Raw genomic sequence first — 15,883 nt, 5'->3', positions numbered from 1 at the left:
AGGTTTAGATGGCACTGGCAGCATCCTTACTTGATAAGCTAATCGATAATGATCCTCAATCCCGAGAAGATAAAGACTTTCCACTCACTCAACAGTTGCTGATAGACAATTTATTGAGAGATTTAGAGTCGATGTTGAACAGTCGGATTGGGTGGAGAGAAGTCCCGTTTGAGTTAAAAGAAGCGAATAAATCAATCTTAAATTATGGTCTGCCTGATTTCTCTTCAATGCCATTCAGTAGCCAGCAAGGACAAGGGCAGCTCTGCGGCATTGTAAGAGCTGCCATTCGTGAATTTGAACCGCGTTTATCGTCGCCGGTTGTCAATATACTGCAGGAAAAGAGTGCGGTAGATCGCACTTTAAGGTTACAGATAAATGCAACGTGCCTTATAGGAAATAGTGAGCGCGACGTGACGTTTAATACCGAAGTTGAACCCGTAAATTTAGGCATGAAATTGAGTAGAGCAAAATGAGCGAAGAGTTCTTGAAGTACTATAACCGCGAGTTGGCATATTTGCGCCACAAAGGGCAGGAGTTTGGCGAGCAATACCCAAAGATTGCTGCGCGTTTGGGTATTAACGAAGAACAAGTAGATGACCCTCATGTAGAGAGGCTGTTAGAAGGTTGCGCGTTCATGACGGCGCGAATTCGCCAGAGTTTGGATAACAGTTATCCGCAGTTTACTGAGTCTTTAATGGGGCAACTACACCCAGACTTTCATGCTCCAATACCCTCGATGTCGATCATCAGAATGAAGTGTAATGGGTCAACGTCATCACCCTTTGATATACCTGCTGGAGAAAAAGTAAAGATTAGTGCACCCGGTTTTGATGAGTGCGAATTTAAAACATGTTATGACACACAGATTTACCCTTGTGACGTTTCACAAGGAAGCTTTGATAATGCCCCTTTGGCATCGATAGGTTCTCGTTGGGAAACAAATGCGCACTCGATGCTTAAGTTGAGGCTCAATTCAAATGAGAGTGGGGCGACATTTGCTGGAATGGGGGTTGAGACGCTGCGCTTTTACCTGAATGGTCAAACTCAACTCACACAAAGGCTATATCAACTTCTGTTCAAAAGTCTGATAGGCATATCGCTTTCAGCAAACGGTAAAGAAATTGCGTCATTAACACCACGCCACTTACACGCAGTGGGATTTCATGATTCTCACAAAGTCGTTCCCTATAGTAAGCGAAGCTTTTCATCCGCGAGGATGTTAGTGGAGTATTTACATTTTCCTGAAAAGTTTATGTTTTTTGAGCTGCAGGATCTCGCACTTGAAAGATTAGAGGTAGAAGGCGAGCTCGATATTAGTTTTTACTTTGATATCGACGATGACTGGTTACCAAAACAAGTAGATGAAGAAAGTGTGCTTTTAGGGTGTGTTCCAATCATTAACTTGTACGAAAGCACGATGGAGCCAACACGGTTAGAAGCTTCAGAGTATGAGTATCAGATGTCTCCTGGGCATCAAAGTGCTGATTGCAGTGAAGTAGTTGCGATCACGGATGTTACTTTGAATAACTGGAACAAGTCTTATAAGAATTTACCCAGTTACTTCGCTGGCGAGCATAACCATTATATGAACAAAAGTGATTTGTTTTGGGTAATGAGGCGAGAAGATAAGAACTGGGCGGGGGGATTTGATGAACCAGGTAGGGATATCTATATTTCTTTTGTTAATAAAAAACATCAACAGTTTGAATTCGATAGCCATGACAGTTGGTTACTTTCAGTTAAGGCAGAGTGTTGTAATAGAAACATGCCCCAAAAATTGCCTTTTGGTGGCGGTTTGCCAAACGTATTGCTACCAAAAGTAAGTGACAATTTTCAGCAAGTAAAATGTTTGGTTTCAATGACTGAAACAATCAGACCGGATATGGATGAAGGCACCCGCTGGCAACTAACCAAATTATTAACGCTTTCCCACTTCACTGATGAGACTGGTCTAGCAACGTTAAAACAACGACTTAAACTCTATGCATTTGCGGGTACAGCTGAGACCAAAGCACTTATCGACGCCTTAGTAAAATTAGAATATCAACAAACCACAGGAAGGGTTAATGAACAGGGAAGAGTTGGTTTTGCTCATGGAGTAAAGCTGGTGCTTACCGTTTCTGATCAAATGCTATCTAAAGAGCAAACCTTTTTCTTAGGGTGCGTACTTTCAGTGTATTTTGCGCAATTTGCTGAGGTAAATATTTTCACACAGTTAGAGGTAAAGACGAAATCTACGGACAAAGTATTTCATCGATGGCCTGCAATGCTTGGTGAAAAGGTATTGTTATGAATGAGGTGGATTTTTTTCAACAATTGAAAAAGCGACCATTGTTTGAAGCGATTCACCTCATTGAATTGGGATTACTTAAAGCTGGGGCTCAATTAGGGAGCGATTCATTACCTAAAAATGAAAAGGTAGATCTAAAAGTAAACTCAACGCTAGGTTATGAAAACGCACAACTTTCCAATGTTCATCGCTCTGGCAACGATAGGCTGATACTAGAAACAAACTTAATTGGTCTGACAGGGGAACAGGGCGTGTTACCCCATCATTACAGTGAACTTGCGATTAGTCGTCAAAAAGAAGGCGACGGAGCGATGGTGGATTTCTACGATATTTTCAATCACCGTTTACTTTCGTTGTATTACCGTAGTTGGCAGTTGAGTCAGATATCAGTTCAGGCACATGAACATTCTAAAGGGGCTCGTTCCCCTCTCATAAACAGTCTAGAAGCTGTTTCAGGTCACTCTGACCACCTAATTAATCACTACGCCGGCTTATTTGCATCGAGAAACAGAAGTAAAGGCGCACTAAAAACCATTATTGAAGACCTAACAGGGTGTGACGTTAGGTTACACGAGCTTCAAGGGCAATGGTTACGTTTATCAAAGGAAGAACAGACGAGATTAGGTGGAAAGTCGACGCCGGAAGGACAATTTGCTCAAGTCGGTAGAGGCGCATCTATAGGCGCAAAGGCGTGGAACATAAATGCAGCAGTGATGATCGAACTAATACCAACGAGTACAGAGCAAGTCAGTCAGTTACTGCCCAATAACCCATACATAAACACAGTTAAGTCTTTGGTCCATGAGTATGTAGGCAAACATAAGTCCATTAAGTGGAAGCTCACTACACGTCATAAGTATTTGCCCAAGGTGTGCATTACTAAACGACATGGTCAACTAGGGATTGGTACGGTTTTATCTAAACATAAGCGAACTGAAGATCGCGAAATAACTATCACCATTTAAAGGAATCACAATGGCTTTACTATCACTTTCAGCGTTGGTCGAAAGGTTGTCTCCTGTCGCTAAAGAAACGCTTGAACAAGCGGCTGCAATGGCGAGTTCTCGTACTCATCATAGTATAGAGATGACCCACTGGTTGTTATCCATACTCCAGCATCCCGCAGAGATTTATGTTGAAGTATTTAAGAAGTTTAATGTAAACCCGAAACTGGTTGAAACACAGTTATTGTCGCAATTGGAAAAATACAAAACGGGTTGTGAATCGGTGCCGGGACTTGCAACCCACACTGTTACTGTGATGCAAAATGCAGTGATGATAGCAACAATAGAGTTTGACGCACATGAACTCAACTGTATCCATCTATTAAGTGCTTATCTATCGGATGATTCCTTAGCGAATGCGATAAATCAACCTTGTCCTGAATTAAATAAAATTGAAGTGACGACATTGCCTGCATTCAATGAATCGCAGCAGGTAGCAACTTCTGCAGCAAAACAAACTAGCACTGCCTTGGATCAATTTACTGTTGATCTTACAGCACAAGCTAAAGCAGGAAAGCTTGACCCAGTTGTTGGGCGTGATAACGAAATTCGACTCATGGTAGATATATTGCTGCGAAGACGCCAAAACAACCCAATTCTCACAGGGGAGGCGGGAGTTGGTAAAACGGCTGTAGTAGAAGGGTTAGCCCTAAAAATTGTCGAAGGTGACGTCCCTCCAGCATTGCAAGGTGTTGCTATTAAGTCGTTAGATATGGCTTTGCTACAAGCCGGAGCAGGAATGAAAGGTGAGTTTGAAAACCGCCTAAAAAACGTCATAAAAGAAGTTAATCAATCTGATACACCGATTATTCTTTTTATCGATGAAGCTCATGGTCTGATTGGCGGAGGTGGTCAGGCGGGGCAAGGTGACGCTGCTAATATTTTAAAGCCAGCACTCGCAAGAGGTGAGTTAAGAACTATTGCTGCAACAACTTGGGCTGAGTACAAAAAGTACTTTGAAAAAGATGCAGCGCTGACTAGGCGTTTCCAAGTGGTCAAAGTAGATGAACCCACTCCGGAAGTTGCAGTGGATATGCTTCGCGGTTTATTGAATGTGATGTCGAACCATCATGGCGTATATATTACCAGCCAAGCATTAGAAGCCGCTGTTCAACTGTCTTCTCGATACATCAATGGTCGACAACTTCCTGACAAAGCGGTGTCTGTATTAGATACAGCGTGTTCACGCGTAGCCTTAAGTCAATCTTCAATACCCGGTGTATTGGATAACAAGAAAAAGGCAATGCAGCTAAAACAAGCAGAATTAGAACAACTGATTAAAGAGTCTCAATTTGGTCGCGACCTTAGTGATGTGATAGAGAATATTCGAATCGAGATTGACCAGCTCTCTCACTCAGTACTTACTCTTGAGGCGCAATGGCAACAAGAACAACTTTGGGTTGAAGATGCAAAAGCCTTACGTAATAAAATCCTCCTATCTCCGTCAGATTCTGACAAAAAAAAATTGATCGAGATTGAAGAACAACTCGGTACGAATGCTCAGCCTTTGGTGTTCTCTCATGTAGGGGATGCATTGATCGCCGAAGTAATCTCTGATTGGACTGGTATTCCGCTAGGTAAGCTGCAAGATGACGAGATTAAGGCAGTATTGAACTTAAAAGAGAGTTTAATTAAACGAGTTGTAGGGCAAAATCATGCTCTTGAAACCATGTCGGAAGTGATTAAAACGGCAAGTGCCCAACTTACAGATGAATCGAAGCCAAACGGGGTGTTTCTGCTTATTGGACCAAGCGGAGTCGGTAAAACTGAATCCGCATTAGCAATAGCGGAAAAGGTGTATGGTAGTGAAGAAAACGTTACCACGATCAACATGTCAGAGTTTAAAGAGGAACATAAAGTCTCATTACTATTAGGCTCTCCTCCTGGCTATGTCGGTTATGGTGAAGGTGGTGTGTTGACGGAGGCGGTGAGAAGGAAGCCATACAGCGTCATTCTTTTAGATGAAATGGAAAAAGCGCACCCAGGTGTCCAAGATATCTTTTATCAAGTGTTTGATAAGGGAATGATCAAAGATGGTGAAGGTAGAGACATTGACTTCAAAAATACCATTATCATTATGACGGCAAATACTGGTACAGATACAACAATGTCATTGTTTGAAGACCCTGACTTAGCTCCAGATGTTGGCGCCCTAAAAAATGCGTTGAGAGATGATTTAATTGCGGACTTTAAACCTGCTTTCTTGGGACGTGTAAATGTCCTACCTTACTTACCACTAGACGAAACAGTATTAAAAAATATTACTCACCTAAAAGTAAAAAAAATCTCAGATAGAATTAGAAAAAACTATTCCTCAGAGCTGATAGTGAGTGATCAATTAATAAATAATATTGTTGCTAGTAGTAATGAATCAGGAAGTGGAGCAAGGGTCATACAAACAACCATTGAAAATACACTGTTGCCTAAAATATCGCATGAAATCCTTACGGCGATTCTTAAAGGTAAGAATTTTAAAGAGATTAAGGTCGAGGGTGAAGTTAATTCTTTAACTGTCTCACTTTTATAACAATTATTTCAAAATGAAATTAATATGAGAGTTGCTTCGTAATAAGCATTTTACATTTAAAATAACGCTTATATTAAATCTAAATACAAGATATAAAATATCGTATTTAAAAATTGGTTTTTGATACATTAATCATTAGTTTTAATTGATGATTAAAATATAAAATTACTATGTAATATGTCATTAATAATGCTATAGGAGATTAGCATGCAGTCTAACACGTATCTTAAATATGCAGATATTAAAGGTGAGGCAACAGCCGAACAGTACAAGGATCTAATTACTCTACTATCTGTAGATTGGAGTGTTGGTCGTGAAATTTCATCGTACACTGGTACAGCGATGGACCGCGAAGCAAGTGCAACACGTCTATACGATTTGACGATCACTAAGCTTCAAGACCGTTCATCACCGGACCTATTTAAAGAAGCTACCATTGGTAAAGGTAAACCAGCGGTATTCCACATCACCAAGCAAGGTGAAAAGGTAGAAGAGATCATGAAAATCGAACTTACCGATGCAATGATTTCAAACTACTCTGTGTCAATCCAGGACGATCGTCCAATTGAAACAATCACTATTTCTTACACTGAAATGATGATGACAGTTACACCTACTGACGATAAGAACAACACATCTGCGCCATTAGTATATGGCTACAGCGGTGTTAAAGGTCAGCAAATGTAATTGTATTGCGGGAAGAGCTTTCTTCCCGCTATTTTATAAAGAAGTATCTAATGAAAAAAGCATCTCAGAAAAATAACTTTATACGAATTTCTTCACCATTTGGGAGTGATACGTTAATTCTTAATTCCTTTGAATATAAAGAGACTGCATCCCAACTTTTTTCATTGTATGCTCATGCTTATTTTAACGACCAACATGAGGAATTGAATAACATCATTGGAAAAGAGGTCTTGATCACGATGGATAATCATCCATCTGTTAGCGCTAAACCTCGTTATTTTCATGGGGTTGTATCTAGAGCCAGATTAACTGGTTCAAGGGTTACTACAGTTGAGCATGGTGAGAATTACAAAAACATAGATTTGTATATCGAGCCTAAAATTCGATTTTCTGATTACCGCACTAACTGCCGTATTTTTCAAAATAAAAGCATAGAAGAAATAATTTCATTGATTCTATCAGAACATGATGTTGAGTTCAGTTTTAAAACTCTAAGAAGTTACCCCAAGTATGCGTATAAAGTTCAATATGACGAAACTGATCTGGCATTTATAGAGCGGTTACTGTCTGAAGAGGGAGTTGCTTATTGCTTTTCGCATACAGAATCTTCCCATGTTATTGAATTTTTTGATGACGCTGATTACTACGAGTCAGGGGAAGAGTTCTTTGTTAATCATTCAACAGGTACGAGTGAAGTAAGCCACATTAGTTCATGGAATGAGACCCAAACACTGACGACTAAAAAAACATGTAAAGCAGGCTTTGATATGCTTAAGCCTTTGTCTCATCCGATGCACCAAGCGAATGGAAAGAGTGAATATTTTTCGGTACCAGTTAGTGAGCACTATGAGTATCTCGCGGAAACTGAGACTAAAGATGATTTTTCCTTACGCAATAAGCATGCAATTGAATCGTTACAACAAGATGCTTATCAATGTAGTGGTGAAGCAAGTTGCAGAACCTTTACTGTTGGTAAATTATTTAAATTTAAAAAACATGAAGATGTAAGCCGTGTAGGTAAAGAGTTTGTCCTTTCTTCGGTTTCCATGTCTGCATCAGTGCTCAATCAAACCGGGCAAGGTGGGACGTCAGCTCAAGGTTTTAAAATGTCTTTCCACTGCGTCGGTTCAAAAACCATGCTTCGTCCAAAAACTCATATTCGAAGACCTCAAGTTAGAGGTCTTCAAACCGCGATTGTTACTGGAAATGAGGATGGTGAGATTTACCTTGATAAGCATGGACGAATTAAAGTTCAGTTTCATTGGGATAGACAAGGTAAATATGATGCTAACAGTTCATGCTGGATTCGCGTTGCGCACGCGAGCGCGGGTAATGGCTGGGGTAGTATTTTCCACCCAAGAGTTGGTCAAGAGGTCATTGTCGATTTTGTTAATGGCGACCCGGATCAGCCTATAGTTACCGGCTCTCTTTACAATGGAACTCAAGAGACACCATACAAATTACCGGACCAAGCTTCTCAAAGTGGTTACAAATCTCGCTCTGTACAAAAAGAGGGAAATAACTACAACGAGCTTCGGTTTGAAGACAAGCCTGGAGATGAGCATGTCTACTTACACGCAGAAAAGCTGTTTCAAATGGTAGTCGAAGACTGTGCAGATATTTCTATAGAGAACAATAAAAAAGAAAAAGTCACCAATGAATTGCGCCAAGAAGTGGGTAAAAGTGCCGACCTTAAAGTTGGTGAGAATCAATCTTTAGATGTTGGTAAGGCATTATCAATTAATGCAGGAAAAAGTATTGAAATTAAGGTTGGTGGGGCGTCGATTCAAATGTCGAGTTCTGGCGAGATCAATATTAAGGGTAATAAGATCTCGATTAATGGCTCTGCCATCGCACTAAAAGCCGGGCAAATTTCTCTTAATTAAGGCGCGCAGAAATGGGAAAACCAGCAGCAGTAATAGGTAGCTTTCACATATGTCCCAAAAAGACAGGGAAAATTCCTCACGTCGGAGGACCTGTCATAATGGGGTCTCCAAACGTAAAAATCACAGGTCTTCCTGCAGCACGAAAAGGCGATAAGCTAATTTGCGTTGGTCCACCAGATAGTATCTCTTCGGGGTCTTCTAGCGTGAAAATCAACGGGAAACCGGCAGCACGGCTAGGGGATTCGACATCTCACGGCGGTAAAATTTTAGTCGGCAACCCAACGGTAGTCATTGGTGGATAGATGGGGCTTATGTTTCAGCCAAGCTTGTGTTTGTTGGGAGACCAAGAATTTTCAATATCGCAGCTCACTAATCATACGTTAAAGCCGTCAGAATTCTCTGTATCGAACTTTGAAGAGATCGACTCTCTCTCTATTATTGATACGCTTGATTCTTATTCTAACTATCTGAGCAAGCGGGATATTTCAGGTCATGTTTTCTTGTTGCTGCCAAATATCACCGATAAGAACATTCTGCGAAGAGTTATCGCTTGGTTTTTGTCGATATTTAGCAAAGTCGAGGCGGATAAAATTGCCCTTTATCCATATGGTAATGCCTCTTTTTTGATGGCTCTTAACAGTATTGAACGCTTGGTCAAAAAAAATAACTCAGTGTGGGTCGTCGCTATAAACGCAATCGATTCTGGATATGGTCTTGATTCGTTAGTTATGGCGCGTTGTTCCATGGGGCATAGAGGACTACGTCCTTACAAGGTTGCTGTTGATTTGGACTTTGAAGGGACTGATACGGCGACATCAAATATCACCAAACAATTGGGGCTTGTTTGTACTCATCTTCTAGACGAACTTGCTCTGTCTATAGAAGGAGAAGAGCCAGTATGGCTGGAGTCTATTCAATTCTTATCTCCTTGGATAACAGCGGATACTTCCTATCAGCTAATAGATTCGATCACGGGTCCCTTAGGTCCTTGTAATGGTTTATTAAAAGCGCTCTGTGTTTACCAGCAGCAAGCAAATAGAAACATATCAAATTATTGCGGATTGCAAATTGACGTTGAACGGTATGGATATGCCGTAGGCGTTTTGTATCGCTGGGTTAATGAGTAACTTGAAGAGATGAACTTACAACGGATTATAAAACTTAAAGCGTTAAGTGGTGCCGTATTTTGCTTTTCTCATCAACGTTTAAATGTTGGTATTGAAAAAGAATTTGGCACCGAAAACTGTGCAGCGGTTTTTATTGAGCAATTTCATTTTGCATCATTGGATGACCTAAGAGAAATCGCCTCTTGGACGAGTAAAGAAGTGTCATTTGCTCATGAGTATGAAGATAAAGGCATAGAAGAGCTCGACCAGCTACTCGCTAAAGGGTTATATGATCGTGTTTTGTTTGTATCAGAACTGCCTAAGTTACTCCCTAAAACATTCTATCCACCAACGAATATTCCACAACCTGTCGCTCTAAAGGCGTCAAAAGGTGCGAGGGTATTGTCGCGTTCTGAACGTGTTAATGCGAGCAGTTCTGTAAGTCTCTCTCCTCAAGATGAAAGCAGTAAACGTCATGTTAAAGCTGGCGATCCCGTGTCGATGGTGACAGGTGAAGAACACTTATCTTTAGTGGATGTTAGATTACCTTTTCATTTGACGTGGTTACGTACGTATCGCTCTTCTCTCTGTGATACGAGTACATCTTTAGGCTTTGGCTGGAGGCATATATTTCAATACGAGCTAATGGATGTATTAGATGAAAAGTCTAACGTGGTAGGTTGGCTTTTTATGGATGAAGTAGGAGACACGATTCAATTTCCTAGTGTGGAGATCGGCGGAATTAGTTATCAAGCTTATTCTGGTGCAAGCTGCCTGTTCCACAAAAATGGTTATCGACTCGTGTCATTGAGAAACGAAGTTCAAATTAAGTTTTATTTGAAAGACGAGTTGTGGGTCGCACGTGAAGTTCGTCTGGGTCACATGAAAACCGTGAACCTTGAATACTCTCGCAATCACAGAGTGGTTGGAGTCAGTGTCAACCAGAAACCAAAACTTGAACTTCAGTACGACGAACATGGATTGCTTGTAGAAATCAGAACCCCCAAAACAAACCACGTGTTAGCAAAATATGATTACGATGCAGGTAGTCGCTTAATCTGTGCCAAGAACGAAAACGGTCTCATAGAAAAGTATCAATACAACGACTCGAACCTACTGGTTAAGCGAACGCGAGCGACTGGCTTTTCTCATTATTTTGAATGGTTGGGTGAAGGAAAAGATGCAAAATGTGTTCGAAATTGGGGGGATGAAGGCGTCTATGACTATCGGTTTGATATCGGGTTATACGAGTCAACTTACTGGGACTCGTTAGGAAACCGATGGCAATATAAGCATGATGAAAATGGAAAATTGCTTGAATGCATAAGCCCTGAATCCAGACTTATGGCATATGAGCACGATTCTATGGGGAGGTTAGCGTGCACGACTAATCCGGATAAAAGCTACACTTTCCACTTCTACGATGAGTTTGGCTTGATGAAGCAAAAAGTGCATTCTTCAGGGGCGATCGAAGATTTTGAATACAATGAATTTGGTCAATGTATAAAGCATTGTTTTCCTGACGGTGAAGTTGAGATAAGAGAGTTTAATGCTTTAGGTCAGTTGGTCATGCACCAATACAAAAACGGGCTAAAAGAACATTCGTTGTTTGATAAACACGGTCGACAAGTAGAGCAGAACAGCGATGTTGGAACTCGTACTCAATGGTGGTGGAGTGAGGCAAACCAGCTGCTAGCAAAGAAAGTAAACCAGTGTTTGGTTCGTTATAGCTATGACGAATATGAACGTATCAATGGTATCTCTTATCCCCATGATTTGATTGCTGGTTTTGAGCGACACGAAAACAACTTACTTACCCGTTTATATTTTCAAAGTAAAAAAGATCAAACATTTCGAGAGCATCGCTACCAATATGACGAAGTTGGGCGAGTTAAACAGATTCATACGCCAAGAGGGACAACCCAAATTGTCTGGGGGAACTTTGCTCAACCAACGGAAATTGTTAAACCAGATCAAAGCTCTTTTTCCTTCACGTACGATGCGGAAAGGAAACTGATATCTATCAAGCGTTCTGACGGTTGCCAATACGAGTTTGAATACACTCCAGATGGCCAGATCAGCCAGACAATTAGCTTCGATCAATTGCAAACAAACTACACCTATGACCGCGCTGAAAGATTAAGTGAAATCTTGCATTGTTGTGGTCGCATCTCTTTTGAGTATGACGAAGTTGGTCGCATCGCTAGGGTGAAAGCCCATGGTAAAAATCGTAGTGCTGAGGACCATTACCAACACACCTTAGGCGGCAAGTTAATCCGCGCGCATAACCGCTTTTCGAACGTTTCCTATACGTATCTAGGTACAAAATTGGTAAGTGAAGAGCAGGGACGCTTTTCTTTCGTCAATCATTACCAAAATAACGGTTTACTACGCTCTCAACGTTATGACGACGGCACAGAGGTGCTATATGAGCATGACCAATTTGGCACGGTATGTGGGTTAATTATTCATTCAAACGGCTCTGAGAGAGAAGATTCAATTAAGTTTGAATACGATGAATTACAACGTTTATCGATAATCACTTATAGCGCGGGAAAAGAGCTAAGAGAGTTCGATGGAATAGGTCGCTTGAAGCGCCAAATATGGACTGGTTTCGAGCGTAAGTATCATTACAACGCGCAGCATTTATTGTCTCTTATCGTTGATAGTGAAAAGGGGGCGTTGCATTACCGTTATGATGAACTTGGGCAATTAGAAAGAGTAAAAACACAGACTTTAGAAAAGTCATATTCCTTTGACAGTTTTGGTAATTTTAATGATGAAAGTGCACAGCTAGACTATGATCGGCTGGTTGAATATAACGGCGTAAGGTACGACTACGATGAGCTAGGCAATAGAATCCGCACTCAAGGCAATGGGTGGGAACAGCATTGTGCTTATGATGCAAAAGGACAGTTAATCAGTGTCGAGACTGAAGGGCGGTTGTGTCAATTTGAATATGATGCACTAGGACGCAGAACGAAGCAAATCAGCGAAAATGGAACCACCGAGTTTATTTGGCAAGGAAGTCATCTAGTCGGCGAGTATTCGCGTTCGGGTTATCGGTGGTATCTATATCAACCAAACAGCGTAGTTCCGCTTGCTCTTATTGAAAACGGCAAGTGTTATTTTTTCCAATGTAATCAAATCGGAACCCCAGAACGTTTGGTGGACTCTAAAGGGCAGGTAGTTTGGCAAGCAACATACGATACCTTTGGATTTGCTCACGTTGAAATCGAGACGGTTAAAAACAACCTTCGCTTACAGGGGCAGTATTTCGATATTGAGACTGGTCTGCATTACAATTTAGCACGCTATTATGATCCTCAAATAGGTCGATTTATCCAACCCGATCCCCTAGGGCTGCTTGGTGGAACTAACCACTATCAATTCGCACCAAACCCTGTCTCGTGGGCTGATCCTTTGGGTTTATGTGCAAAAGAGGAGTCGCATACAGTTCTAGCGGGGCGCAACGATAATTCGCCTGAGAAGTCGGTGTACTACGCAATGGGCTCGGGGAATTATCAAGCTACAATTACTCAAGCTTCACCTAGTTACAAGCTACATGCGTATTCGTCCCCGCATCATTCAGCTTTAAGTATTAACGATGTTCATATGGCACTCGATGCCGCGGGTATGCTGCCCGGAGTCGGAATTATTCCTGACGCAGTTAATACTTTTCTGTATGGAGTAACTGGTGACTTTGTTAACGCGGGAATGTCACTTTCTGCAATGGTTCCTGTTGTCGGGCAAGGGGCTATGGCGGCTAAGTATGTCAGTGAGCTCGACAAAATTGAAGGTCATGGCAATAATATCGCGGATAATGTAAGTACGCATATAGACGATTATGTGTCACGGCTTTATAGTAAAGTCACGCCTTCAAACCGACCTGCCAATCTGTTTGAAATAGAACAGACTGGGCCTCGGAACTATCGAGTCTTTGGAGGGGGGACATCAATAGACATTGATGGCTATGAAGGAACTGTAATTCTTGAAGCAAAGTTTGTTGATAAAAAGAGCAGAAGTCCTTTTATTGAAGACTCTAAGATTCCGCCATTTTTGCGTGAAAAAATTCGCAAGGAGCAAGCACATGAATTTGAACGATTGAAAGCTGTTTTAAAGGATTCTGAGGTTCCGTTTAACAAGTTGGAGGTGAGAATTAATGAGCCTCTAGCAAAGCCTTATTTTCAGTCACTAATCGAAAAATATAAAATACCAGGGCATGTTAAGGTTGTTAGGACATCAATCAAAGAGTCAGGAGGGGGATGATATGAGTAAACTATTACTATTTATTGGTGAAAATGAACAATTTGATAAAGATACCGTTGTTCAACAAATTAGAAAGATAGTAGGTGTTAGAAATGACAAAGAAGGAAATTTTATTGGCTCTGTTTTTGAGGCAGAGTACGCTGTAAATAATGAGAGTTACATTGTTCGATTGAGTGATGACCTCGAAACAATAACTGTCGATGGAATTGATGATAATAGTCTAGATTTTGTTCTTCAATTGAAAACTCTGCTCATGATACCTCTCCAAGTGGTTGACATGGATTACTCATTTCATCTGGAGTTAGCTAACGTAAACTCATTAGTTCAGCTTAAAGAAGAAATTAGGAAGGGAGTGTAATTGAATCGAGCAGTGTCTGGGCGAAAATTTTGATAATCAGGATACCACTTCTTTCGGGGAAATAATTTGTATTCTTAAAGTTGCGTCCAAAACAAACCACATGAAAAACTTACGAACTCACGATATCCGGCGGGGATCTCAGTGGCGCACAAAATCGCGCTTATCTCAGACGGATGAGCAAGCGCAACGTGTATTCGAAACTTTAGGACCAGATACCCAAATGAATGTTTCGCTGGATCGCTGCCCATTATGTGGAATTAAATAAGTTGAATGACGAATATTTTGAAATGTTTATAGAAGAGTTTGGCGAGCCGACCGAACATATTCAGGCGACTGACCAACAAGTTGAAGCATATCGAGGCATACTTCCAGATCAGCTACTTAAATACTGGCAAATGGTCGGTTTCTCTGGCTTTAACGATGGTCTATTCTGGATCACCAATCCCGCAGAATTTGAAGATGTGCTTGAATCTTTTCTCGACGATACAGAGTTCGCACACTATGACAACTACCATGTGATCGCTCGAAGCGCCTATGGTCAACTCTATTTGTGGGGAGAGCGAACAGGTGCGTCACTCGATATAGCGACACACTTAAATTGGATAATGACAAATCAAGGACACGCAAAAGACATTTCTAAAGGCGATGCTAATATTGCAATTCAAAGCTTTTTCGGTTTTCAAGATAAAGAATATATAGACGTAGAAGTTAGTTCAAAACCTCTCTTTCCGTCTGCGATTAAAAAACATGGTCCAGTGGGTAAAGAAGAAGTGATGGTGTTTACCCCTTACCTATTTATGGGGGGCAAGAAGTCCGCAGATGCTATGACCAAAGAAGATCTACATGTATTTTTACAGGTTATGGCGGATTTAGGGGGAGCCGAAATTATCGATATGGCGTCAATGGTCGGCAATGTCCTTAAAAGTCACAGAGATTAACCCGTCCTGCATAGCAAAACTCAAGCTCACGCTTTGTGGGCTCTTTTGTTTACCCAGTATCGATCTAGATAGATATCTTTTAAACAATCAGTTTGGCTGAATAGTGATCACACACAAGGCAAGAGTTCTTAGCTTAAACCCAGATATTGAAGAAGAAGTTACGCTTGAAGTTAATGGTGTCGAATTAACCTGTTTTGCCGGGGTGTGCCCCTATGAATTGTATATTGGGCAAGAATATCCCGTTGCATTTGAAATGTTGGACTTTGAATTAACAGAGCAGGAAAGTGCAGACGAAACTAGTATGACAAGGGTCGATAGTACCTATGCTTATAAGCTATTAGGTAGACTAAGCGGTGGGACCATAGACGCTGGACTTAAGATTTGTGATGATTTTTTAGAGTCTGATTATGCATATTTGGATGGTCAGTTTATTTGTCTCTGTGTCGAGCGGTTGGACGTAGAATTTTTAGATAGGTAAACCGAGTGCATAGGGCATGTTCTTTGCTCCCAAATAATGATCGGGTTTGTGCAAATAAATTAGGTAAAGGATATAAACGCAAATGAATAATGAAAACTCTACACTAGTTCGCTTTGTTATGAATGCTGATAAATTGAAAAAAGTACCTCATCAATCCTATAGCCTAGATGGACTAAAAAATGGTGAGTGTTTGTGTGTGGTCAATCGAGATGATTCTTGGCAAGTTGTATACAACAGTCAAGGAAGAATTACGTCTGTAACTGAATGTCAAAATGAAGAAGATGCGTATGAGGAACTATATCGCCAAATCTCAGATGCTTATGGTTGGTAGATTTGAAGA

General features: G+C 40.9%; 13 protein-coding genes. All 13 read left to right on the top strand.

From position 1 onward, the window contains the following. Nucleotides 1-8: 8 nt before the first annotated feature. The gene (tssE, locus tag NL647_RS04710) at nt 9-473 is read left to right on the top strand and encodes a type VI secretion system baseplate subunit TssE (RefSeq protein ID WP_017818777.1); all 465 of its coding nucleotides are present in this window, start codon (nt 9-11) and stop codon (nt 471-473) included. Continuing rightward, entirely contained in the window at nt 470-2,293 is a 1,824-nt protein-coding gene (tssF, locus tag NL647_RS04705) for a type VI secretion system baseplate subunit TssF (protein WP_059678433.1), read from the top strand. The genes tssE and tssF overlap by 4 nt, the downstream gene beginning before the upstream one ends. Continuing rightward, entirely contained in the window at nt 2,290-3,255 is a 966-nt protein-coding gene (gene tssG, locus NL647_RS04700; protein WP_005447032.1) for a type VI secretion system baseplate subunit TssG, read from the top strand. Before tssF ends, tssG begins: the two co-directional genes overlap by 4 nt. 10 nt (nt 3,256-3,265) lie before the next feature. After that, a complete protein-coding gene (gene tssH, locus NL647_RS04695; RefSeq protein WP_253649723.1) occupies nt 3,266-5,821 on the top strand; it encodes a type VI secretion system ATPase TssH in 2,556 nt (851 codons plus the stop codon). Nucleotides 5,822-6,028: 207 nt separating this feature from the next. Further along, nucleotides 6,029-6,508, top strand: a complete 480-nt coding sequence (locus NL647_RS04690) for a type VI secretion system tube protein Hcp (RefSeq protein WP_005447029.1) — start codon at nt 6,029-6,031, stop codon at nt 6,506-6,508. A 50-nt stretch (nt 6,509-6,558) separates the two neighbouring features. Further along, nucleotides 6,559-8,394, top strand: coding sequence for a type VI secretion system tip protein TssI/VgrG (gene tssI, locus NL647_RS04685; RefSeq protein WP_059678431.1), 1,836 nt, complete (start codon nt 6,559-6,561; stop codon nt 8,392-8,394). An 11-nt stretch (nt 8,395-8,405) separates the two neighbouring features. Beyond that, entirely contained in the window at nt 8,406-8,696 is a 291-nt protein-coding gene (locus tag NL647_RS04680) for a PAAR domain-containing protein (RefSeq protein WP_045487579.1), read from the top strand. Between the two features lie 9 nt (nt 8,697-8,705). Continuing rightward, nucleotides 8,706-9,521 (top strand): NAD/NADP transhydrogenase beta subunit, encoded by an 816-nt coding sequence (locus NL647_RS04675; protein ID WP_253649722.1) that lies wholly within the window; start codon nt 8,706-8,708, stop codon nt 9,519-9,521. 9 nt (nt 9,522-9,530) lie between these two features. Next, nucleotides 9,531-13,769 (top strand): RHS repeat-associated core domain-containing protein, encoded by a 4,239-nt coding sequence (locus NL647_RS04670; RefSeq protein WP_253649721.1) that lies wholly within the window; start codon nt 9,531-9,533, stop codon nt 13,767-13,769. Between the two features lies 1 nt (nt 13,770). Continuing rightward, on the top strand, nt 13,771-14,127 hold the full coding sequence (locus tag NL647_RS04665) for a hypothetical protein (protein ID WP_005447021.1): 357 nt from the start codon (nt 13,771-13,773) through the stop codon (nt 14,125-14,127). Nucleotides 14,128-14,351: 224 nt separating this feature from the next. Beyond that, on the top strand, nt 14,352-15,065 hold the full coding sequence (locus tag NL647_RS04660) for a GAD-like domain-containing protein (RefSeq protein ID WP_005447020.1): 714 nt from the start codon (nt 14,352-14,354) through the stop codon (nt 15,063-15,065). Nucleotides 15,066-15,168: 103 nt separating this feature from the next. Next, complete coding sequence (locus NL647_RS04655) at nt 15,169-15,543, top strand: hypothetical protein (RefSeq protein ID WP_029790240.1); 375 nt, start codon at nt 15,169-15,171, stop codon at nt 15,541-15,543. A gap of 82 nt (nt 15,544-15,625) precedes the next feature. Further along, nucleotides 15,626-15,874, top strand: coding sequence for a hypothetical protein (locus NL647_RS04650; protein WP_005447016.1), 249 nt, complete (start codon nt 15,626-15,628; stop codon nt 15,872-15,874). Nucleotides 15,875-15,883 lie beyond the last annotated feature (9 nt).

The organism is Vibrio sp. Y29_XK_CS5 (assembly GCF_024181835.1).
In the GTDB taxonomy this organism is placed as follows: domain Bacteria; phylum Pseudomonadota; class Gammaproteobacteria; order Enterobacterales; family Vibrionaceae; genus Vibrio; species Vibrio harveyi.
Note: the sequence above shows the minus strand (reverse complement) of the source record. Positions and strands in the feature narration are given on the sequence as shown.